A 23,947-nucleotide genomic window follows, 5' to 3' on the forward strand; every position below is an offset into this window, starting at 1 on the left:
GAAATTGATTGGCTCCAAATAATAATCTAACTCGCGTCAGGAATTAGGGTTGAAAATACACCTTTCTGGGCATTCTCAAAAGTAATGGACCTTGTGGGAAAAATGGATCTTTCTGACATGCGCCTGACTCCAAGTGCTCGTTTGAGCGGATATACTCCCCTTGAAATGCTGCATGAGGGACAGAAGACGCAGGTCTATCGGGCCTTACGGGTCACTGATCAGCAACCTGTAGTCATCAAAACCACGCCTCCTCAAGTGATCTTAAGGTTTTCAGATCACCTTGCTTTTCGGAATCAATTCACTATCAGTCAAAACTTAGATCATCCTGGGATTATCACGACCTATGGTCTAGAGTCCTACGATCAGACCTACGCCCTGGTGATGGAAGATATCCAGGGGATTCCCCTTTCACAATTCTTACAGTCTTCTGTTTCTCTCAAAGATGGGTTAAATATTGCCCTGCAATTGGCAGACGTACTTCATTACCTCGGTCAACAGCGTGTCTTACACAAAGATATCAAGCCCGCCAATATTCTGATCCATCCTCAAACGCTTCAGGTTAAGCTGATTGACTTTGGGATTGCTTCCCTCTTACCCAAAGAGACTCAAGAACTCAAAAATCCTAATGCCTTAGAAGGGACCTTGGCTTATATGGCCCCAGAGCAAACGGGGCGTATGAACCGGGGGATTGATTTTAGAAGTGACTTTTATGGTTTAGGCATAACGCTCTTTGAACTGTTTGCAGCACAGCTACCGTTTCAAGCGGATGAACCGATGGCTTGGCTCCACTGTCATATTGCTCAGGTGCCCCCTTCTCTAACTCAGTTTGGGATACCAGAAGTTGTGGCTAGCATTGTGGCCAAGCTTCTAGCAAAAAATGCTGAAGATCGCTACCAAAGTGCCTTGGGATTGAAGTATGACCTGGAACAGTGCCTAACTCGACTATCGGAACAGGACAGGATTGAGCCGTTTGAGGTCGGGCAGAGAGATGTGTGCGATCGATTCTTGATACCTGACAAACTCTATGGCAGGGAAGCAGAAGTTCAGGCCTTGCTCGATGCATTTGACCGGGTGGCTCACGGTCGTGCAGAGTTAATGCTGGTCGCTGGTTTCTCAGGGATTGGCAAAACGGCAGTGGTGAATGAAGTCCACAAGCCCATCACTCAGAAAAACGGCTATTTCATTAAAGGAAAATTCGACCAGTTCAAGCGCAGCACTCCTTTCGCTGCCTTTGTTGAGGCCCTCCGCAGTTTAGTGAAGCAATTGCTGGGGGAATCTGACTTCGTTCTGGCACAGTGGCGAACTCGAATTCTCAAGGTTGTGGGTAATAATGGCCAATTACTCATCGATGTTATTCCTGAGTTGGAAACTTTAATTGGGACACAACCTACCGTCTCTGAATTAGAAGGCAGTGCTGCCCAAAATCGCTTCAACCTAGTCTTGAGTAACTTCATTCAGGCCTTTACCACCCCAGACCATCCGCTGGTGTTGTTTCTGGATGACTTGCAATGGGCAGACCTAGCTTCTCTAAAGCTGTTACAAGTGTTGATGGAGAGTCATGGATATCTGCTTGTTATTGGAGCCTATCGAGATAATGAGGTAACGGCGGGTCATTCTCTCATCCATACCTTAGATACCCTCAGCACTCAGTCTGTTGCCGTTACCTCATTAACCCTAGCGCCCTTAGCCCCTGGTGATATCAAACGGCTGGTCGCTGAGAGTCTGAAATGTGCTGTGGTGGTGGCTGAACCCTTAGCTCACCTCGTGTTTCAAAAGACCCAGGGTAACCCTTTCTTCGCGACTCAGTTTTTACAATCTCTACATCAGGATCAGTTAATCCAGTTTGACTTTAAGCAAGGCTGCTGGCAGTGCGATCTGAGCCAAATTGAGCTTCTTAGCCTGACCGATGATGTTGTGACCTTTATGGTTCAACAATTACAAAAGCTGCCCCTAGGGACTCAAACAGTCCTCCAAGTCGCTGCCTGTATTGGTACTCAATTTGACTTACATACCTTAGCAACTGCCTGCGACGAAGATCCAACGGAGGCTGCCATCTCCATTTGGGCAGCTTTACAGGCCGGGCTGGTCATTCCCGCGACGCAAACCTATAAGTTCTTTCACTCAAGCTGCCATAGCCACACAGCATCTTGTTCAGAACTGAATGGGATTGACGGCACTGTCACCTATCGCTTCTTGCATGATCGAGTCCAGCAAGCAGCTTACGCACTCATTGATACGACAGAAAAGCTACAAACTCACCTTTCCATTGGGCGTTTGCTGCTCAACGATACACCGGATATTCAAGGATCCTCTGAGCTCCTGAACATTGTTAATCAGTTTAATGTGGCGGCGTCAATCATTGATGATCCCCAAGAACGCCAGCAGCTGGCGCAGATGAATCTATGGGCTGGGCAAAAAGCCCGACAAAATACAGCATTTCAGAGTGCCTTAGACTATAGCTTGCAGGGCATTGATTTCTTGGCTAACAACCCCTGGGAGCAACAGTATGAGTGGGCGTTAGCACTTTACAATATTGCAGCGGAAACAGCCCAATTAACGGCTAACCCGAACTTCAACCTATATGTCAAAACGGTCTTAGACCATGCCACCCATTCTTTAGATAGTTGTGCCGTCCAGAAGACTGAGGTAGCTAACCTAATTGCCCTAGGTGATCTGCTAGGTGCAGTTGATCTTTGTATTGAAGTACTAAGAAAGCTAGGGGTTGACTTAAATCAAAATGTGAGCGAAATCCAAGCTGGGCTGAGTGTTTTAAAGACTGAGGCTCAGTTAAGGTTTAGGGATCCGGCCTCTCTAGAAAACTTACCTCACCTGTGCGATCGCAAAATAGAACATATTCTGGGCTTCCTTAACACATTGGTTTCAGTTTCATACCTAACCTATCCCAACCTCTATGTAGTGGTGGGTGCGAAATTAGTGGAACTGTCCTATCGCTACGGGAACAGCCAGTATTCCTGCACAGGCTATACCATCCTGGGGGTTTTGCTGACGGCAGTTTTCAACCGTATCCCTAGAGGGATTCAATATGGCAAAGCAGCGGAAGCGATTATTGATCAATTTCAGAGTGATTATCAAAAATGCTCAGTATGGTTTAGCTGTTTGGTCGGTATTCAGCATCGCCACACCCCAATCCGGCAGTTAGAAGCGATTCACCATCAGGGATACGAAATAGGCGTTAATTCAGGAAATTTCGAATATGCAGCTTGGCACCTGATGATGGAGGGGTTAACCCTCTACTATGCAGGCGCAAATCTAGAAGAGGTGGATCGGCGCGTTGTTAAAAATCGCGATATTATTGCATCCCTCAAACAGGAAGTTCCTTCCAACTTCAATAACCGCACGGGGCAATGTGCCCTCAATTTGTTAGGTGCTACATCCCACCCCTTAGATTTCAAAGGCTCACATTTTAACGATGAGCAGTTCACTGAGGAATGTCGCCAATCTGCCTATATTGTTGGTATTACAGGTCTAAATGTTGAGAAACTCATTCTCTGTTATTTGTTTGGAGAATTCGAGCAGGCGATGGTCATGGTTGATCGTTGCCAAGAGAAGATTAAAGCCGTCACTGGACAGTTCTATACTTGTCTATTTCACTTCTACAGCGCACTAACTCTGCTCACCACTGCTTCTGAGCAACACAGTAAACCACTGAATAAACGCATTCAAAAGCACCACAGCGAATTACAGGTGTGGGCTAAATATGGGCCGATGAATGCTGCTCATAAATGGTCTCTGGTAGAAGCTGAACAGTTGCGATGTCTAGGGCAATACCAGCAGGCAATGGACTACTATGACCAGGCGATTGCTGGGGCTCGGGAGAACCAATTTACCCAGGAAGAAGCGCTTGCTAATGAATTGGCCGCTAAATTTTATGGGGAATGGGGCAAGACGAAAATCGCTGCAACTTATTTGCAGGAAGCTTATTCGTGCTATGCCCGTTGGGGAGCCAAAGCAAAAATCGATGCTCTTGAACAACGATATCCCGATTTACTCCGGCCTATCCTCCAGCAGTCGGCACCCTCTCTGAATCCCCTGGAGACTTTAACTGGTTTTACGGGTCCTAAGCTATCAATTCACTCATCTGGCCCAACCGCTGCGCCTCATGCCAACCTCAATACAGCGCTAGATTTTGCGGCTATCTTCCAGGGTGCTCAAACCCTATCTAAAAGTCTGCATCTAGAGGAACTGCTAGAGAAACTGACCCAGATGATGCTGCAAAATTCTGGAGCAGATCGGCTGGCTCTGCTTTTGCCTGAAGCCGATGGTGCTTTATTGGTCAGAGTCTCTGCCACCCCTGAGCAGACACAGCTTACATCTACCCCTCTGGCAGACCACCTGGATCTACCGGTTCAACTGATTCAGTATGTTAAAAATACCCAAGAAACTCTGGTCGTAGATGATCTCGCCACGGACTTGCCCATCCTGGATGACTTTCTCCAACAGTCTCAGCCTCGGAGTTTACTGTGTTTACCGATCCTGTATCAAAGTCATCTTAGGGGCCTGTTGTATTTACAGAATCGCAATATGGCGGGGGTATTTACACGCGATCGCGTCACCGTCCTCAACTTTCTCTGTTCTCAAGCGGCTATCTCTTTAGAGAATGCCAGACTGTTCGAATCACTGGCACTTAAGTCTTCCATCATCGAATCTGCAGTGGATGGCATGGCGATATTAGAAGGGGGTAAATTTATTTATCTCAACCAATTCCATACCACCCTTTTTGGTTATGAACCGAATGAGCTGCTCGGGCAAAGTTGGGAAAAACTATACTCCCCAGCAGAAGTACAACTCTTTCAAGAAATAGCATTTCCAATATTGGCAAAGACAGGACGATGGTCAGGAGAAGCTACCGCTATCCGCAAAGATGGCAGTTCTCTGGATGAAGAAGTAAGTTTATTCCTTTTAGACAATGGCAAACTCATTTGCATTTGCCGAGATATTAGCGATCGCAAAATTGCTGAGGCCAACTCTCGTTTGCTAGCATCTGTGGTCGAGTCGTCTAATGATGTGATTGTCACTAAGAACTTAGAAGGTATAATCACGAGCTGGAATCAGGCTGCCACAGATTTATTTGGATATTCGGAAGCAGAAGCGATTGGCCAATCTATCCTGATGCTGTTTCCACCCGATCGGCACCATGAAGAAACCCACATTCTTACTTGTCTTAAGAACAAGAAAAGTGTTGAGAACTTTGAAACTGTTCGGCTCCACAAACAGGGGTATCCGATTGATATTTCAGTTACGATTTCTCCCTTAGTGAACAGCCAAGGTAAGGTGATTGGAGCATCAAAGATCGTCAGAGATATTCGCGAACGAAAAATTGCAGAGGTTGCACTACGACAAAGTGAAAGTAAATTCCGTAACCTGCTCACAAATTTAGATGGCGTCGTGTATCGTTGCCAAAACGATGCGCACTGGACTATGGAGTTTATGAGTGATGCAGTTACAGCTTTATCTGGTTATCCGGTTGCAGACTTTATCGATAATCGCCATCGCAGTTACGCTAGCATTATCCATCCTGGCGATGTGGAATGGGTGGATCAAGTCATTAATGAACAACTGACTCACCATCAACCCTTCTCCCTGGAGTATCGTGTGATCCACCGAGATGGTTCAATTCGCTGGGTGACGGAAAAGGGGAAGGGCATTTTTAATGCCGACCATCAACTCCAACATTTAGAAGGTGTGATATTTGATATTAGCGATCGCAAACATACAGAACTGGCCCTTCAACTCAGCGAAGCCCGAGCTAATGCAGCATTCGATCAGGCAGCTTTAGGCATTGTTGAAGTCAATAATCAAACGGGTAAGATTTCTCGGGTTAATAACTATATGTGCGACTTGCTGGGCTATAGTCGCCTTGAACTATTGCAAAAGACCGTTGCAGACATCACCCATCCTGATGATTTATCCGAATCTTATCAGCTGATGCAGCTCCTCCAGAGGGGAAAAATCGGTAATTTTACGACCGAGGAACGATATCTCCGTCAGGATGGTGGCATTATTTGGTCATCAACCACCGTTACCCTCGTGGAAATGGGAAATGGAGAAGCCCAGTATTCCCTAGGGATGATTCAAGATATTAGCGATCGCAAAGCTGCGGAACTGGCCCTGAAAGATAGTCAGGCTCAATTTCGACGCATGACCGAAAACGTACCGGGGATGATCTATCGCTACGTCTTCCACCCTGATGGTCAGAATGAGCTGACCTATATCAGTTCTCAGGTTCGGGAAATATTTGAAATAGAACCTGAAGTGGCACTGCAGGATGCGAGCAAGCTCTGGGAGAGGGTCCATCCCGATGACCTTGCCTTTGTCCAATCTGAGATTCAGGGATTTCACGAAACCTTGCAGTCAACTCCGATTGAGTGTCGACTCCTCTTACCCCAAAAAGGATTGTGCTGGATTCAACTCATCGCTCGCATCGAACGATTGGATAATGGCGATACCGTCTGGGATGGCGTTGCCCTAGACATTAGCGATCGCAAAGCAGCAGAAGCAAACCTGCGTTTTAGTGAACAACGGTTTCGGCGGGCGATTGAGGATGCCCCTTTCCCCATTATGCTTCATGCCGAAGATGGTGAAGTTCTCCAAATCAATACCACCTGGACAGAACTCACTGGCTATACTCACCCAGAGATTCCCTCCACAGCCGCTTGGGCAGAACGTGCTTATGGGAAAGATGCGGCCAGAGTCCTTAAGGAAGTGATGGCTAAAAAATATACCCTGACGTCTCGTTGGGAAGAAGGCGAGTTCACCATTCAAACCAAAAATGGCGATCAATGCCGCTGGCAATTTAGTTCAGCTCCCTTAGGGGTTTTACCGGATGGTCGGCGGATCGTCATTTCAATGGCCGTGGATGTCACCCAACGACGGCAGACCGAAGATGAATTAGAACAAGCCAATCAGCAACTAGCAGAATACTCTCATACCCTAGAGCAACGAGTTGAAGAAAGAACCCAGGCACTCCAAATCGCTAAGGAACAAGCAGACAGTGCCAACCAAGCGAAAAGCGAATTTCTGGCCAATATGAGTCATGAATTGCGCACCCCCCTCAACGGCATTCTGGGGTATGCTCAAATCCTCAATCGATCCACAACCTTAATAGATAAAGAACGAGATGGCATTAAAGTTATCCATCAATGTGGTTCCCATTTACTCAGCCTGATTGACGACATCCTAGATCTGGCTAAAATTGAAGCGCGCAAATTGGAACTGGTGCCGGTTGATACCTACCTCCCTGCGGTCCTCCACAGTGTGGTCGAAATTTGCAAAATCAAAGCCCAGCAAAAAGGAATCGATTTTGTTTATGCCCCAAAAGACCTGCCTATAGGGGTTAGGGTTGATGAAAAATGCCTACGGCAAGTGTTAATCAATTTATTAGGCAACGCCGTCAAATTTACGGACAATGGAACGGTCACCCTAAACGTCGAAGTGTTGAGCACCTCAAACCAGGAAGCTTCGCTATTATTTCAGGTGATGGATACGGGGATCGGTATTGCTGAGACGGATCTCTCTAAACTCTTTGATGCCTTTGAACAAGTTGGTGCCCGTGATCGGCGAGCGGAAGGGACTGGTTTGGGACTTGCCATCAGTCAACGGATTGTCCAACTGATGGGCCACAGTATTGAGGTAAAAAGCCAGGTAGGAATAGGGAGCCAGTTCTCCTTTAGGCTGGACCTCCCTCTCACCGAGAATAAAGTTCAACGCCAGTCTATTCTCAACAACCATGATCGGATTATTGGCTACCAAGGTGAGCGCAAGCGAATTCTTGTGGTTGACGACCATGAGAATAATGTCGCGATGCTATGCAATCTCCTAGAACCCCTCGGGTTTAAAGTAGATGTTGCTCATAATGGTTTAGAAGCCTTGGACAAACTCAACCATCGCCCGGATCTGGTACTGACGGATTTATCCATGCCAGTGATGGATGGTTTTGAGTTGTTACGGCACATTCGCGCTGATGCCGATCTCCAAACCCTCAAGTTCATCGTTTCCTCGGCCTCTGTTGATCCCGTATACCAACAACAAGCTTTAGAAGTGGGTAGCGATGCATTTCTCGCGAAACCCATTGATACCCAAGCCTTATTTCAGGCCTTTTCCGAACAGCTTAATTTGGACTGGATCTATGAAGCACTCACCCCCGCACCTCAACAGATGGAGGTTGCTTCATCAGAAATAGTATCTGAAGTCACTTCGACAGTAAAATTCGCTTCAACTGCTGATCAACTGAGCCTAATAAAGGATCAGCGAGTCTTGCCAGATATTGACGGGGAGAGATCGTCTCCAGTCATACTTAACACTCCAGCCAGAGAAAAAACACCACATTTAAACGGGGTTTATCCACCGAAGGAAACCATAGAAAGACTAGTAGGCATGGCAAATAAAGGTAGTATATTTGAGATCAAAGATGAATTATTAAACATTCAACTTTCCAACCCAAAATATCAACTCTTTTGCCATAAAATATCACATTGGACTGACCACTTTGAACTGAATAAAATTCAAGCCTTTTTACAAGATGCTTATGAAAATTATCAGGACCACACATAGAAAAAGTAGTCTATTTTGTCGCCATATCTACGCCTTGGATGCGTTGATTTCAGATTTGAACTCCCTGATCTGAAATCTTTTTCTTGTGTTTATCCCCCTGTTACCAACCCACAATACTTATCATCTGTTGCTGAGACTAAGGCTTAGCAGAATATGGCACCTTCTATCGATGTTTCCTTGCCAGTTATTCCGGGTTATACCCTCTCGGAACAGCTCCATGAAGGACGTCACTCTGCTGTCTATCGAGCTTTTTCTGTTCCAGAACAGCAATCGGTGATTCTCAAAATCTTGCGTTCTCAGTATCCCCACTTTCGGGAGCTGGTTAAGTTTCGCAATCAGTTTACCCTAACGCAAAATCTCGATATCCCAGGGGTGGTCAAACCACTTTGTCTAAGGCCCTGGAACAGCAGCTATGTTCTGGTGATGGCGGATCATCATGCCTTTTCTCTTCACCACTACTGCCGCCATCAATCCCTTGACTGGCCTGAGGTCTTGGAGCTGGCTCTCCAACTAGCAGACATTCTTCACCATCTCAACCAATCCCACATTATTCATAAGGATATTAAACCAGCCAATATTCTGATTCATTCCCAATCTATGGAAGTCTGGCTGATCGATTTCAGTATTGCATCGTTATTACCAAAGGAACGACAGGTTCTCCAAAGTCCAGGGAATTTGGAAGGGACCCTGGCCTATCTGGCCCCCGAACAGACCGGACGCATGAACCGAGGGATCGACTACCGAACCGATTTTTATGGATTGGGGGTGACGCTCTATGAGTTACTGACTGGCAGGCTTCCCTTTTCTACAGATGACTGGATGGAATTGGTTCATTGCCATCTAGCGAAGCCGCCACAGCCGCCCCACGAGGTGAATCCCCAGATTCCCCTGCCGGTCTCCCAAATGGTGTTAAAGTTAATGGCCAAGAATGCGGAAGACCGCTATCAAAGTGCGTTGGGGCTAAAGCATGATCTACAACGGTGTTTAGAGCTGAGGCACGGCCAGAACAGCGATCAAACCTTTGAATTGGGATTGCGAGATGTTTGCGATCGCTTCTTGATACCCGAAAAACTCTATGGCCGTGAACCGGAAGTCCAAAAATTGATCGATGCCTTTGAGCGAGTGGTCCAGGGGCATTCAGAGCTAGTGCTGGTGGCTGGATTCTCGGGAATTGGCAAAACGGCAGTGATCCATGAAGTGCATAAGCCCATTACCCAAAAGAAGGGCTACTTTATCAAGGGGAAGTTTGACCAGTTCAACCGCAACATCCCCTTTTCGGCCTTTGTCCAAGCCTTTCGCGGCTTAATGGCCCAGCTCCTAGGTGAATCGGACGATCGCTTAGCCCATAGGAAAACCCAAATTCTAGAGGCCGTGGGGGAGAGTGGTCAGGTCCTACTAGAGGTGATTCCTGAACTGGAGCATATTATTGGTGAGCAGCCCGCCGTCCCAGAATTATCTGGTCTCTCTGCCCAAAATCGATTTAATCGATTATTTAGCCAATTCGTCCAGGTCTTTACCACGCCAGAACATCCCTTAGTTATCTTTTTGGATGATCTGCAGTGGGTCGATTCGGCTTCCTTGGGTCTGCTTAAATTGCTAATGGTCGAAGCCCAGGCAGGCCACCTGCTTGTCCTCGGTGCTTATCGAGATAATGAGGTATTCCCGGCTCATCAGTTGATGCTGACGGTAGATGACCTAAAGAAGCAACATGCCGCAATCCACACCGTTACCTTGCCCCCCCTTGGGCAGCTCCATGTCAATCAACTGGTTGCGGATACCCTGCTTTGTGAACCGGAAGTAGCAGTCCCCTTATCTCAGCTGGTGTACCAAAAGACCCAGGGCAATCCCTTTTTTATGACCCAATTCTTGCTGGGGTTGCAGAGTGATGGTCATCTTACGTTTAACCGTGATCTGGGATATTGGCAGTGTGATTTAGTCCAGGTGCAACAACTGGCACTGACGGATGATGTCGTGGCGTTTATGGAAGAGCGACTCCAAAAGCTCCCCACTCCCACCCAAGATGTTTTAAAGCTGGCAGCCTGTATTGGTAACCTGTTTGACTTGGCTACTTTGTCACTGGTTTGCGATCGCAAACCTCAAACCGTCGCTTCAGATCTTTGGCCAGCCCTACAGGCAGGTCTCGTTATTCCTGAAAGTGCTTTATACAAGTTTTTCCAGGGTGAGAATCGAGACCTCACCGATATGGCAGCCGTAACCACCTCCTACCGCTTTTTGCACGATCGGGTGCAGCAAGCCGCCTATGCTTTAATTCCAGAGGCGCAAAAGCAAGCCACCCATGTCAATATTGGCCGGTCGCTGATCAGCCAACTCTCCCCCACAGAAATCGAAGAGCGACTCTTTGATATCGTCAATCACTGGAATATCGGCATTGCTGTCCTCACCAATCCTGTTGAACAAGAGCAGCTTTGCCAGCTCAACCTCAGAGCAGGAGAAAAAGCAAAAGGGGCGATTGCCTATGATATGGCTCAGCATTATGCGGAAAAAGCGGTTGAGTTCCTCCATCCCCAGAGTTGGCAAACGGATTATGCTCAGACCCTAGCCATCCAGAACTTGTCCGCAGAAGCAGCCTATCTTAATGGCGATTTTGCCCAAGTAACCCATTGGACTGAGCGGATATTACAACATGCCCAACAGCTGGATCAAACGAAAGCCTATGAAATCAAGATTCTGGCAACGGTTGCCCAAAAACAGTTTTTAGAGGCCATTGAATTAGGTCGACAGGTTCTGAAATCGTTAGATGTCGATATTCCTCACGAGCCTGATGCCCATGAAATTCAACAGGCCCTTGACGCTACGGCTGAGCTAGTTCCTCAAGCCCAAATTCAGTCTCTGGTGGATTTGCCAGTGATGACTGATCCGATGTCCCTGGCTGCCCTGCGCATTCTCAATAGCATTGCGGTCAGCGTTTACCTGGCTCAACCTCAGCTTTTTCCCCTGATTGTCCTTGCCCAGGTCAATCTGTCGATCTTGCATGGCAATGCCCCTATTTCAGCGGGAGCTTACGCTCGCTACAGTTTAGTGCTCTGCGGCAAGGTCAATGATATTGAAGCGGGCTACGCCTTTGGTCAATTAGCCTTAACCCTTTCAGATCGGTTTGGCAACCGAGAGATTAACGCCCGTGTCCTCTTGATGGTGGGGGCGTTAACGTTGCCCTGGCAGGAGCACTTGAATACGGCCATCCCTCTTCTTCAGCAGGGCTACATCGATGGCCTGGAATCTGGAAGTTTAGAAGCGGCGGCCCTGAGTCATTACTACGAAAGTCAATCTGCATATCTAGTGGGTCAAGAACTCGGGGCCTTTGAGCAACAAGCTCGGTTCTACAGCGAGCATATTCGTCAAATTAAGCAGGCGGTCCACCTCCAGAACAACGAACTTTTCCGTCAAGTTGCCTTGAACTTGAGAGGTGAAGGGGACGATCCTTGTGCCTTAAAGGGAGAGGCCTTTGATGAAGCAGTGATGCTGCCACAGTATCAAGCCACCAATAATCTATTAGGACTGTTTTGCTTCCATCTGCACAAACTAATGCTGTGCTATTGGTTTAACCAACCGGAGCAAGCTATCGCCCATGCCCAGCAGGCAGTGGACTATTTATCTGGGGTAACGGCTCAGGCAACCGTACCGGTCTTCTACTTTTATGATTCATTGACAAGGTTGTCTGATTCAGTCCCTGATATCGATTCGGCGACCTTGGAACGGTCAGAGGCCAGCTTAGATTTAGAAGTCGTTCATAAGAATCGTGCCAAGTTAGCGCATTGGGCACAATTTTGTCCAGAGAACTTCCAGCACAAACTGGACTTAGTTGATGCCGAGTATTACGCTCGCATGGGGCAAAAGCTGGAAGCGATAGAACATTATGACCGCGCTATTCAAGGGGCAAAGGAAAATCAGTATATTCAGGAAGAAGCCCTCGCGAATGAACGGGCTGGAAAGTTTTACCTGAATTGGGGGAAAGGGCAGGCCGCTGTCGGTTACCTGCAGGCAGCCTACTACTGCTATGCCCATTGGGGAGCCACCGCTAAAACCGATGACTTGGAATGGTGTTATCCCGACCTACTCCAACCGATTCTCCAACAGGCCCATCAAGCCTCTATCTCCTTGGGCACCTTAAACAATATTGCACCGCTGACGCTGTCCATTCATTCGTCCACCAGTACGTCTGAACCGTCCAACCAAGGCGTTAATCAAACTCTGGATCTAGCTGCCATTTTGAAAGCTGGTCAAGCCCTGTCTATCAGCCTTGATCTGGATGAGCTGCTAGACAAGCTGGCGGGGATAGTGCTACGGACGTCTGGCGCAGATAGATTAAATCTTCTGCTACCGGAAGAGGATGGTTCTTGGCAAATCAGAGTCAACGCTACGCCTGAGACTACACAACTGGATGCTACGCCTCTGGTTGCCCCTGCTAACCTACCGATTCAACTGATCCAATACGTCAAACATACCCAGGAAGTTCTGTGTATTGATGGCTTGGAAGCAGAATTGCCCATCGTTGATCCGTACCTGCAAGAGCATCAACCTCGGAGTGTCCTTTGTCTCCCTCTTTTGCACCAAGGAAATCTCAGCGGGCTACTGTATCTAGAAAATCAAGCAACGGCTGGTGTATTTACTTGCGATCGCATCACCATCCTTAACTTCCTCTGTTCCCAAGCTGCGATTTCCTTAGAGAATGCCAAACTCTATGAATCTGCCAAGCTCAAATCATCCATCATCGAATCAGCGATTGATGGCATGGCAATATTAGAAGATGGTAAATACATTTATCTCAACGAAGTCCATGCCACGCTGTTTGGCTATGAACGAGATGAGTTGGTGGGACAAAGTTGCGAAATTCTATACTCTCCAATAGAACTTCAGCGCCTGCACGAATTAGCATTTCCGATAGTCGCAAAGACGGGGCAATGGTCTGGAGAGGCGACCGCCACTCGCAAAGATGGCAGTTCTTTCCCAATAGACGTGAGTCTATTTTTACTAGAAGATGGCAAACTCATTTGCATCTGTCGAGATATTAGTGATCGCAAGGCTGCAGAAATACAGCTCAGGCAACAAGAGAACCAGTATCGACAAGTCTTTGAAAGTATTGTTGATGGCTTGAACATCGTTGATTTAGAAACAGGTCAACTGGTCAAAGTTAACCCTGCTTACAGTCAAATGATGGGCTATTCTTCTTTAGAAGAATGTTTAAGAGCGCCAATCAGCCACAATATCCATCCAGACTCTTTATACCTATTGGATGATTGTCTCAATGCAGTTCGGAATGGGCAGGAGTTTAGTTGCCAAGCTCAGAATCTTCATCAAGATGGGACCGTTATTGATGTTGAAGTGAGCGCCATTCCCTATCCGTATAGGGGGAAGATCCATGCTTTAGCAATTGTGCGGGATATTAGCGATCGCAAACGGCTGGAAAAGGAACAAGCCCAATTGTATGAGTCCCTCGCGCTCAAGTCTTCTGCCATAGAGGCGTCTGATGCGGGTATCGCGATTTTAAAGGATGGACACTATATCTATCTCAACGCCAGCCATCTTTCGTTATTAGGGTATGAAGAACATGAGCTGATGGGGGCCAGTTGGGAAATTCTCTACGAGCCTGAAGAAGTTGAACGATTCAGTCAACAAATATTCCCTCAACTAGCAAAAGAGGGGCGCTGGTTTGGAGAAGCAACGGCTCGAAGAAAAGATGGGAGCTATTTTCCCCAAGAGGTGAGTTTGTCTGCCTTGGAAGACCATAAGTTGATTTGTATTTGCCGAGATATTAGCGAACGCAAACGGCTCGAGGCCAAACAACAACGGCAGCTTGATATTTTGGCCAGCACATCAGATTTTATTGGCACAGCCGACCCCAACGGCAACATCCTATACCTCAATGAGGCTTGGCAACAGCTGTTACAGAGAGAGCAAGGTGAACCAGCCCATCGCGTACAAATTTCTGAACAGCACCCAGCCTGGGCTTTAGAGATTATTGTTCATGAGGCTTTACCCGTAGCAGCACAAAAAGGCATGTGGTGTGGAGAAACGGCATTACTGGATGGCGATGGGAATGAAGTCCCCGTGTCTCAAGTGGTGATTGCACACAAATCTAGCAATGGTGGGGTGAAGTATTTCTCCACGATCGTCCGTGATATTAGCGAACGCAAACAACTAGAACAGGAGCAAGCCCGACTGACTGCTGTGTTAGAAGCGACCCCTGACTATATTGGGATAGCCAGTACCACAGGAGAGATCTTATGGCACAACAGGCAGCTTAGAGCCCTCCGTTCAGATCTGGAGCAACATCAGGATCATCGCTCCATTGCAGATTGTCATCCCGATTGGGTTAACCAAATTATTGTGGAAGAGGCCTTACCTGCTGCAATTGAATATGGCAGTTGGACGGGAGAATTGGCACTTCTTGAGGGTAATGGCGATGAAATCCCCGTTTCGCAAGTCATTATTGCCCATAAAGCAGCAGATGGAACTGTAGAAAACTTTTCAACGATCATGCGAGATATGCGCGATCGTAGATCCGCAGAACAAGCCTTGGCAGAAAGTCAGGCCCAATTTCGACGCATGACTGAAAATGTACCAGGGATGATCTTTCGCTATGTTTCACATCCTGATGGTAGTAAAGAAATGACCTATGTTAGTTCACAGGTTCGCGAGATTTATGAACTTGAACCCGAGACAGTTCTCCAAGATTTTGCTTGTCTGTGGGAGAGAACCCATCCCGAGGATATTGCATGGTTAGAAGCAACAGCTAAAGTCTGTGCCAAGACTTTGCAACCATTCAAGACTGAAAATCGCCTGATCCTCCCTCAGAAGGGGCTGCGATGGGTACAAGCATCTGCTCTGCCAAAACGATTAGAGAATGGTGATATCGTTTGGGATGGCGTTGTGCTGGATATTAATGATCGCAAAGCGGCAGAAGCGAATCTTCGAGCCAGCGAGCAGCGGTTCCGACGCGCCATTGAAGATGCGCCTTTCCCGATTATGATTCACGCAGAAGATGGAGAGATTCTGCAGATTAGCTCCACATGGACCGAGTTAACCGGCTATACCCTCGCCGACATCCCCACAACAACGGACTGGGCCCAGCGAGCCTATGGAGCAGATGCTCCCCGAATCCTTAAAGAAGTAATGGCACAAAAATACAGCCGAACTACACGTTGGGATGAAGGAGAGTTTGCCATTCGCAAACAGGATGGCGACTACTGTTTTTGGCAGTTTAGCTCTGCCCCCCTGGGAACCTTACCCGATGGACGTCGCCTAGTCGTCTCCATGGCAGTTGATGTCACTCAACGACGCCAAGCTGAAAATGACCTGGAACAGGCCAATCAACAATTGGAAGAGTATTCTCAAACCCTCAAACAAAAAGTTGAAGCGCGAACCATTGCCCTACAGGCCGCCAAAGAGCAGGTCGAAAAAGCCAATGAGTATGAACAGGCACTCAATCGGATCACCAAAGAGATTCGCCAAAGCCTCAACCTCCATGACATTTTTGCAACCACAACCCAAGCCGTCAGACCCATTCTGGGGTGCGAACGGGTAACGGTCTATCAATTTGATGCGGAGTGGGGCGGTAAATTTGTATTCGAATCGAAACACGATTCTCTTGAACCGCTAGTGTTTAGTTCACGTCAAGCCGAGTGGAATGATTCCTTTTTGGTCAACGAAGAGGGGAATCCCTGTGTATTTAACACCACTTATCAGGTTGATGATATCTCCGAGAAAGAACTGTCCCCCTGTCACCTTGAGGTTCTGGAACGCTTTAATATCAGGGCCTACCTGGTGGTCCCGATTTATGTCGGCAAGAAGCTCTGGGGGTTACTGGCGGCCTACAATCATTCCCAACCCCGAGCATGGCAGCCCGGTGAGGTCAGGCTATTTGAACAGGTCTGCAGTCATTTAGGCGTTGCCCTCAAGCAAGCTGAGTTGCTATCAGCCATGGCTGAATCCAAAGAAAAAGCCGATGCGGCGAACGAAGCCAAAAGCCTTTTTCTCGCCAATATGAGTCACGAACTTCGCACGCCCCTTAATGGCATCCTGGGCTATGCCCAAATCCTGCGCCGCTCAGAATCCCTATCGAATAAAGAACTGGAAGGGGTTGACACTATCTATCAGTGTGGTTCCCACCTGCTCAACTTGATTAATGACATTCTGGATATTTCTAAAATTGAGGCGCTCAAACTTGAGCTGACCCCTAAAGCAGCCAATCTGCCTTACCTCTTACAGACTGTCGTCGAAATGTGCAAGGTTAAAGCCGATCAAAAGGGAATTCAATTTAACTATCAACCCAGTTCACAGCTTCCTCAGCAGGTTGAGGTGGATGACAAGCGCTTGCAACAGGTTCTGCTCAATCTATTGGGGAATGCTGTCAAATTTACGGATCATGGCTCGGTTACCTTTATCGTCGATGTCTCCCCCCTTTCGGAGCAACAGGTTTCCATCTCTTTCCGGGTCATCGATACAGGGGTAGGCATTGCTGAACAGGATTTAGTAAAACTTTTCCAGTCCTTCAAACAGGTCGGTGATCAACATAAACAAGCTGAAGGGACGGGCTTGGGACTGGCCATTAGTCAGCGCATTGTCCGGCTGATGGGCAGTGAAATTCATGTCACCAGTCAGCCTCAACAAGGCAGTGAATTTTCCTTTACGATTAATCTTCCCCTAGCGGAGCAGAGGCTAGCTCAGCAGCAGAGTAATCCTGTGATTGTCGATTACCAAGGAAAACGACGACAAGTGTTGGTCGTCGATGATCGATGGGAAAATCGGGTCGTTCTGTCGACGTTGTTAGAATTGGTGGGCTTCACTGTCCTTGAGGCAGAGCAGGGACAGGCTGGACTCGACATTCTGAACCAGGGAACCCCCGATCTAGTCATTACTGATCTGATCATGCCAGGCATAGATGGTTATGAATTTTTAGCTGCAGTTCGCCAGGCTGAACCCATCAAAACGTTAAAGATGATTGCGACGTCGGCAACGATTAACCTAAATGTACAGAAGAGAGCATTTAAGGCGGGTTGTGATGCTTTTCTGCCAAAGCCCATTGATGTACAGAATTTGTATAACACGATTGCTGAACTGCTTCAGTTGGAGTGGATTTATGAAGCCTTACCCGAGGGACAAACACCTGAACCGACTGGATTGATAACTCCGAGTGCTGATATCATTGTGCCGCCCCCGGAGAAGCTGACTGTTTTGCTGGAATATGCTGCCAGTGGTATTGTCAAAGACTTGCGCGAGCAACTCGATCAGCTGGTTGCAACTGACACCCGGTATGCCGCCTTTGCCCAACCGCTTATGAGGCTATCCAAACAATTCAAGATTGAAGAGATCGAAGGGATACTTACAGATTATTTAGGTCAAGCAGACTCCAATTGATACATTACCCACAGAGCCATCTGGGATTTGAGGATAAGCCTGTTCTGTCTCAATTTCTACTGTAATAGTGCCAGGAGATCGGCTTCCGATAGTTGGTTAATTCCTAATGATTGTGCTTTTGTAAGTTTAGAGCCAGCATCTGCACCGACCACCACATAGGATGTATTTTTACTCACGGATCCGGTGACTTTGCCCCCTGCATCCTGGATCATCTGCTTGGCCTGATCGCGTTTCAAGGTCGGTAATGTTCCGGTAATCACAAAGGTTTTTCCCGATAAGGTTTGAGGCTGAGTGGATTCAGATACGATGGCTTCAAACTGCAGCCCCGCAGATTGTAGGCGCTGAATCAGAGTTTGGTTCGTGGGGGTTTGAAACCATTCATAAACAGATTGGGCAATTTCAGGGCCAATCCCGTGGATGGTTGCGATCTTATCGCCGTCCACGGCCATTAATGCGTCTACCGTTGGATAGTTTTCGGTCAGTAACTGAGCGTTGACACTGCCTACATGCCGAATTCCCAATCCATACAGGACTCGATGCCAGGGTTGTTGTTTGGAGGTTGCGATCGCACTCACAATTTTCCGAGCTAGTTTCGTCCCCATCCGATCCAAGTCCATCAGCTTGTCTTCATTCAGTTCATATAAATCAGCCACGGACTGCACCATTTGGGAATCCGTCAACTGACCGACAATCTTTTCTCCCAACCCATCAATATCTAAAGCCCCTCGGCTGACCCAGTGAATCAGCGATCCGCGCAAGATGGCAGGGCAAGAGGCATTCACACAGCGGGTTACTGCTTCCGTTTCAAGCTGCACGGCAGGCTGTCCACAGCTCGGGCAGGCCGTGGGCATCTGGTAGGGCTGAGCCCCCGCAGGTCGTAACTCAGGCAGAACCCGCAACACTTCAGGAATAATTTCTCCGGCTTTACGGACCACCACCGTATCGCCAATATGGATGTCGAGTTCCGAGATGCGATCTCGATTATGCAGCGTCGCTCGTGAGACTGTTGTCCCCGCTAACTGGACGGGTTTAAATTCAGCCACGGGAGTGAGGGCGCCAGTCCGACCCACATTGACTGTAATTTGCTCGATGCGAGTGGCCGCTTCTTCCGGTGGATACTTCCAGGCAATCGCCCAGCGAGGAAACTTCTGGGTAAACCCCAGTTCGTCCTGTACCCCTAAGTTATCCAGCTTAATCACCACTCCATCGGTCAAATAGGGTAGATCGAGACGTTTTAGGGACCAGTCATCATAGTAGGTCTGCACCTCTGCCAGACTTTCACACTGGCGTCGATTAGGATTAACCCGAAAGCCCAGCTGCTTCAGGGTTTCTAAAGCTTGCCATTGGGTTTGGGGAAGGGCCAAATCATCCGTGGGGCCAGAAATATGGATCGTATAGGCGAAGAAATCCAGCTTGCGCTCGGCCACTACTTTGGAGTCAAGCTGACGGAGGGTGCCAGCGGCGGCATTGCGAGGATTGGCAAACTCGGCTTCTCCTGCCTGAATGCGATCACGGTTAATTTGGTCAAATACCTGTAATCCTAAAAACGCTTCCCCCCTTACCTCTAGCCATTCGGGGGGATGTTCAATATTCAAACGCAGGGGAATAGAGCGGATCGTTCTTACATTTTGGGTAATCTCTTCTCCCTTGGTGCCATCGCCACGGGTGGTGCCCCGCACCAATAAGCCGTTTTCATAGGTCAAGGCCAACGCCGATCCATCGATTTTGAGTTCGGTCACATACCCCGGCTCTTGGCTGAGGTTGGGGACTAATTTATGCCAGCGCTCATCCCAGGTGTCCATATCCCCCCGGTCAAAAGCGTTTTCCAAACTATAAAGGGGAATCCGATGCTGAACCGAAACAAACTGTGTAGCAGGCCGTTCCCCCACCCGCTGGGTGGGACTATCCGGTGTAATCAATTGGGGATACTGGGCCTCCAAATCTACCAGCTCATGGTAAAGCTGGTCATAGACGGCATCTTCCATCAGGGGAGCATCCAGCCCATAGTAGGCATAGCTCGCTTTTTGCAGCAACTGTCGCAGCTCTTGCACCCGCGCTTGATCTGAAGAGGATACCGTGTTCACAGTCCGCAAAATCTCCCAAAGTATTAGGTTGGCAATTTCATCTCGGTTAGAGATATCCAGAAGCTAGGGTATATCCCACTCTGGTTTAGAGCTAAAAAAATGAACAATCACTGAAGGAATGGATTGATCGAAATCGGTGTTTTTTGCAGCTTTGCCCCGGCTGGAGGGACAAAGCGAAAGGCATCGGCAGGAACCGCAAGGGGATTGGTGTATTGAATCACCTTCTCCTGAATATTGAAGTTCAAGGTTTGGTGATTCTGACTGGCCATTTGCAAGTACTTAATTTCAGAGGTCAACGCATCAATAAAGGCCTGCAGCTGATACCCTTTCGTTTGATCCAAATAGGAGTAGGTAGTGTATTGAGCCCCCTCTAACCGTTGGGTATCAGACTTGAGTCCAGCCTTATCCGGTGCAAACTTAGTTTCCAAAATCTCCACTAGCTTGTCTTCTGGCACAGTCACCAACAAGGCAATATTGTCTTTCCCGGCACTATTGCGGATCGTTGAAAACAGTCTTGATAACATGCCAGAGAGGAAATTATCATTGGCGTCTTGGAATTGTTGATAGTCACGAACCGAGTAAACATTTTTACTGAGATCGTGAGTCCATACTTGTTGGCCGTCTGAGACTAAAAGATATTCTCTCCCCACTTCCCCCGTCTGATCCCTAAAGCTAATCTTGGTTCTGAACCGATTGGGCTCTTCTGAAATGGTTTGGATTTGAGCCACTGAAACCAGATCTGCCCCAGGTGTTTTAGCCTTCAGGGTTAATTCTGACTGGAGCAAATAACGATCGTTGGCCAAAAACTGTCGCATGGCCCGAACAAGCAGACCATAGTCAACGGTCTTCCCCGCCGGATGGACAAAGGGTTGGGCAACGGGAGTCAAGGTCTGAGACTGAGACCAGGCGGGTTGAACCCACAATCCCACCACAAAAGCCGACAACAAACAGACCTGGCGCTGATAGCCAAAAAGTTTCGTCATATCCATCAACCACCTACGCCAGCTATCACCTACCGTTCTAGCCTGGATTTTTTGCCGTAGCCAGTCGGGCTTTGGCATAGGATGCCCTATTGCTACCCTGCCTTTTTCAGGGGTTGACGATTCTTTTGGGTACGAATTTGCTGTCGCATATCGGAGTAGGCATAGGCTCTGCCATCCCCCTGTTTCTGCATATGCTTAATTACAAATTCTTGATTGTCGAGGTAGGCCCCGACACCAAATTGCTCAGCCGCATTTTTGAAGGCATCGGCAATGGCTCGTTCGATGGGAGTGCCATAGGTTTGCTTTTCTGGATAAGCCTTGTCGTTCCCCACACCTTCGCGGGTTAACCCGTCAAGAGTGAGTTGGCAGCGCACCACCACATACTCCCCTACAATCACCGGATCGCTGTAGGAAACGGACCAGTCTGGACAAACCTCATTGAGTCGTTTGCGAATTCGCTGCCACGGGATAAAGAACCACTTACCGCCTCCTGGCAGAGTTCGATCTTGATGATCTGCGGCGGGGAAGGGGGCTTTGAGTTGGTCTAGAAGTTCAGTCTTCATGACTTCGATAGCTTTATAGTATATTTGTACTATAATGCACCAATATAAATACAGTGACAATAAGCAAATTACCGAAACCATTTATCAGTCTTTGGTCGATGATTCCTTAAGGTTTATTGCAGAATCCCCTGAAACCCTTTTTGTTGTGTGAACCTGAAGATTAGTAAATTTAAGTCAAAAAAGCTTAAGAAGCGCGACAAGACAAATGGAACAACATCAAAAACAAACAGTGGTGGTTACCGGAGCGTCTTCAGGCGTCGGTTTATATGCAGCTAAAGCCTTAGCCCTCACCGGCAAGTGGCATGTCATTATGGCCTGCCGCAATTTTCTGAAGGCAGAAACGGCTGCCCAATCTGTAGGCATTCCTCGCGACAGCTACACTGTCATCCATCTTGATCTGGCTTGCTTTGAAAGCATTCACCGATTTGTAAAAGACTTTCGGGAAATGGGCCGCTCTTTAGATGCTCTCGTTTGTAACGCAGCTATCTATATGCCCCTGCTCAAGAAGCCGCTGCATACAGCAGAAGGGTATGAGCTAAACGTAGGTACCAACCATTTAGGTCATTTCCTGCTCTGTAATCTGATGTTGGAAGACTTAATGCGGTCTGGCTATGATCAGCGCCGTCTGATTATCCTCGGAACCGTAACCGCCAACCCCAAAGAACTGGGTGGCAAAATCCCTATCCCTGCACCGCCTGATTTAGGCGATATGAGAGGTCTGGAAGCTGGCTTCAAAGCGCCTGTCTCCATGATCAATGGCAAGAAATTCAAGCCCGGCAAAGCCTATAAGGACAGCAAGCTGTGTAATATGCTGACCATGCGCGAACTCCATCGCCGATTTCATGAGTCCACAGGGATTACCTTTAGTGCCCTCTATCCTGGATGTGTGGCCACCACTGGACTATTCCGCAATCACTTTGCTCTGTTTAGATTTCTATTTCCAAAGTTCCAGCGCTTTATCACCGGTGGCTTTGTCACTGAAGAACTGGCTGGTACCCGAGTAGCCCAGGTCGTTTCTGATCCGCTCTTCGGTAAGTCTGGTGTGTACTGGAGCTGGGGGAATCGCCAGAAAGAAGGTCGCCCCTCCTTTGAGCAGGAGATGTCGAATGAGTCTTTAGATGATACTAAAGCCCAACGGCTTTGGGAATTAAGTGAAGGTCTAGTGGGTCTCTCCAGCCAAGATACGTCGATGCCCCAAATGAGTACGTCTCGTTAATTCAGATACTTCCGTATCAAATCAAGAACGCCGTAGGATTCTACGGCGTTCTCTCGATTTAAATCAGGCTGAAGCTTAGGGCGTAAGGGCCATCATTGCGATCAGCCCAGGACAACAGAGCTGAGAAATGCAGCGCCCATGCCGCTCAGGATAAATCCGGCAAATCTTAAATTCAACAGGCCCTGACTCTTTTTCTGAATGGCTTTACCTATGGTCCAGGCCGCTAGACTAATCACTAACTGGATGGAGACAAACCCGAGCAAGTAGGACAGGGTAGGTGTCATCTCCGCACCCACAATGGCTTCACCATAGGCATAGCCATGAAACACACCTGCAGCTGCACCCAGCAGCGATATCAACCAAATATTGGTCTGCAATCCTCGGGCTAAGACCAAGCCAAATGCTAGGACTGACGCGGAAATAAACAATTCAGGGGCAGGTAAATCGAGGGCCTGTAAATGGATGCCCGTGCCTGCTAGGGAACCCAGCACAAATACAATTGGCACCAGCACCCCTTTGCGCATCAAGGCTGCCACCAGTCCGGCAGCAATCACAAAGGCCAGATGATCCATGCCAATCACGGGGTGTCCCATCCCAGACATAAACCCTTCAAAGGCATTGGCCGGTAACCGTCCACCCAAAGGATGATGGGCGAAAACCGGGGAAGAACAGGTCAATAAGGTGAGGATTCCTAGGGTAATGCCCAGTCCTAGCCGACGGCTAGTGAAGGGGCTATAGGATCGGGTGGATAGGGTCATGGATTGGATTTCCTCAGAGTAGATGATGCAATTTCAATAGGGGCTAATGCTTACAATCCAACAACTGGGCCAGTTGAGCCTCTAGTTCACCAGTAGCAATGACCCCAGACTCAACGGCTACTTTTTCTAGAGCGGTTAACCAACATTGATAATAGTCCCATTCCGGATCATCCAGGGAATGGATTGTTTCCCACTCATCAATGGTCTCGATTAGGGTTTGGCGGAAGGCTTCCCATTCAAAATGCCCTTGTTTTGAGAGGGCTATGGCGACTCCAAAGGCCAGCTTCTCCCAATCTCGCGCGAAATGCAGGTGACCGTCTTGGCGAGGAGGAGCTTCTTCGGGCGACCCCATCAGACTGGTGGCGGCAAAATGCTCAAACTGGGTAAACATGACTGT

8 protein-coding genes are annotated in these 23,947 nt (G+C 48.1%); 3 read left to right on the forward strand and 5 right to left on the reverse strand.

The annotated features are described in order from the left end of the window. The first annotated feature begins 117 nt into the window (after positions 1-117). Both AM1_RS37485 and AM1_RS37490 read left to right on the forward strand, forming a co-directional pair. Positions 118-8,571, forward strand: coding sequence for a PAS domain S-box protein (locus tag AM1_RS37485; RefSeq protein WP_012161771.1), 8,454 nt, complete (start codon positions 118-120; stop codon positions 8,569-8,571). A 153-nt stretch (positions 8,572-8,724) separates the two neighbouring features. Next, the gene (locus AM1_RS37490; protein WP_012161772.1) at positions 8,725-17,946 is read left to right on the forward strand and encodes a PAS domain S-box protein; all 9,222 of its coding nucleotides are present in this window, start codon (positions 8,725-8,727) and stop codon (positions 17,944-17,946) included. A gap of 56 nt (positions 17,947-18,002) precedes the next feature. Here the strand turns inward: AM1_RS37490 and ligA are convergent, their stop codons facing one another. The 3 genes from ligA to AM1_RS05275 form a co-directional block, all read right to left on the reverse strand. Then, the gene (ligA, locus tag AM1_RS05265) at positions 18,003-20,030 is read right to left on the reverse strand and encodes an NAD-dependent DNA ligase LigA (RefSeq protein WP_012161773.1); all 2,028 of its coding nucleotides are present in this window, start codon (positions 20,028-20,030) and stop codon (positions 18,003-18,005) included. Positions 20,031-20,137: 107 nt separating this feature from the next. Continuing rightward, positions 20,138-21,091: a hypothetical protein gene (locus tag AM1_RS05270; RefSeq protein WP_012161774.1), complete on the reverse strand. Its 954-nt coding sequence runs from the start codon at positions 21,089-21,091 to the stop codon at positions 20,138-20,140. Positions 21,092-21,105: 14 nt separating this feature from the next. Next, positions 21,106-21,576, reverse strand: coding sequence for a Rad52/Rad22 family DNA repair protein (locus AM1_RS05275; protein ID WP_012161775.1), 471 nt, complete (start codon positions 21,574-21,576; stop codon positions 21,106-21,108). 205 nt (positions 21,577-21,781) lie between these two features. Here AM1_RS05275 and AM1_RS05280 point away from each other — a divergent pair, with 205 nt between their 5' ends. Continuing rightward, complete coding sequence (locus AM1_RS05280) at positions 21,782-22,792, forward strand: protochlorophyllide reductase (protein ID WP_012161777.1); 1,011 nt, start codon at positions 21,782-21,784, stop codon at positions 22,790-22,792. A gap of 101 nt (positions 22,793-22,893) precedes the next feature. Here AM1_RS05280 and AM1_RS05285 read toward each other — a convergent pair whose 3' ends face one another. Together AM1_RS05285 and AM1_RS05290 are read right to left on the reverse strand one after the other, a co-directional pair. Further along, the gene (locus tag AM1_RS05285) at positions 22,894-23,550 is read right to left on the reverse strand and encodes a HupE/UreJ family protein (RefSeq protein ID WP_012161778.1); all 657 of its coding nucleotides are present in this window, start codon (positions 23,548-23,550) and stop codon (positions 22,894-22,896) included. A 43-nt stretch (positions 23,551-23,593) separates the two neighbouring features. Continuing rightward, the gene (locus tag AM1_RS05290) at positions 23,594-23,941 is read right to left on the reverse strand and encodes a nitrile hydratase accessory protein (protein WP_012161779.1); all 348 of its coding nucleotides are present in this window, start codon (positions 23,939-23,941) and stop codon (positions 23,594-23,596) included. Positions 23,942-23,947: the final 6 nt, after the last annotated feature.

The organism is Acaryochloris marina MBIC11017 (genome assembly GCF_000018105.1).
In the GTDB taxonomy this organism is placed as follows: domain Bacteria; phylum Cyanobacteriota; class Cyanobacteriia; order Thermosynechococcales; family Thermosynechococcaceae; genus Acaryochloris; species Acaryochloris marina.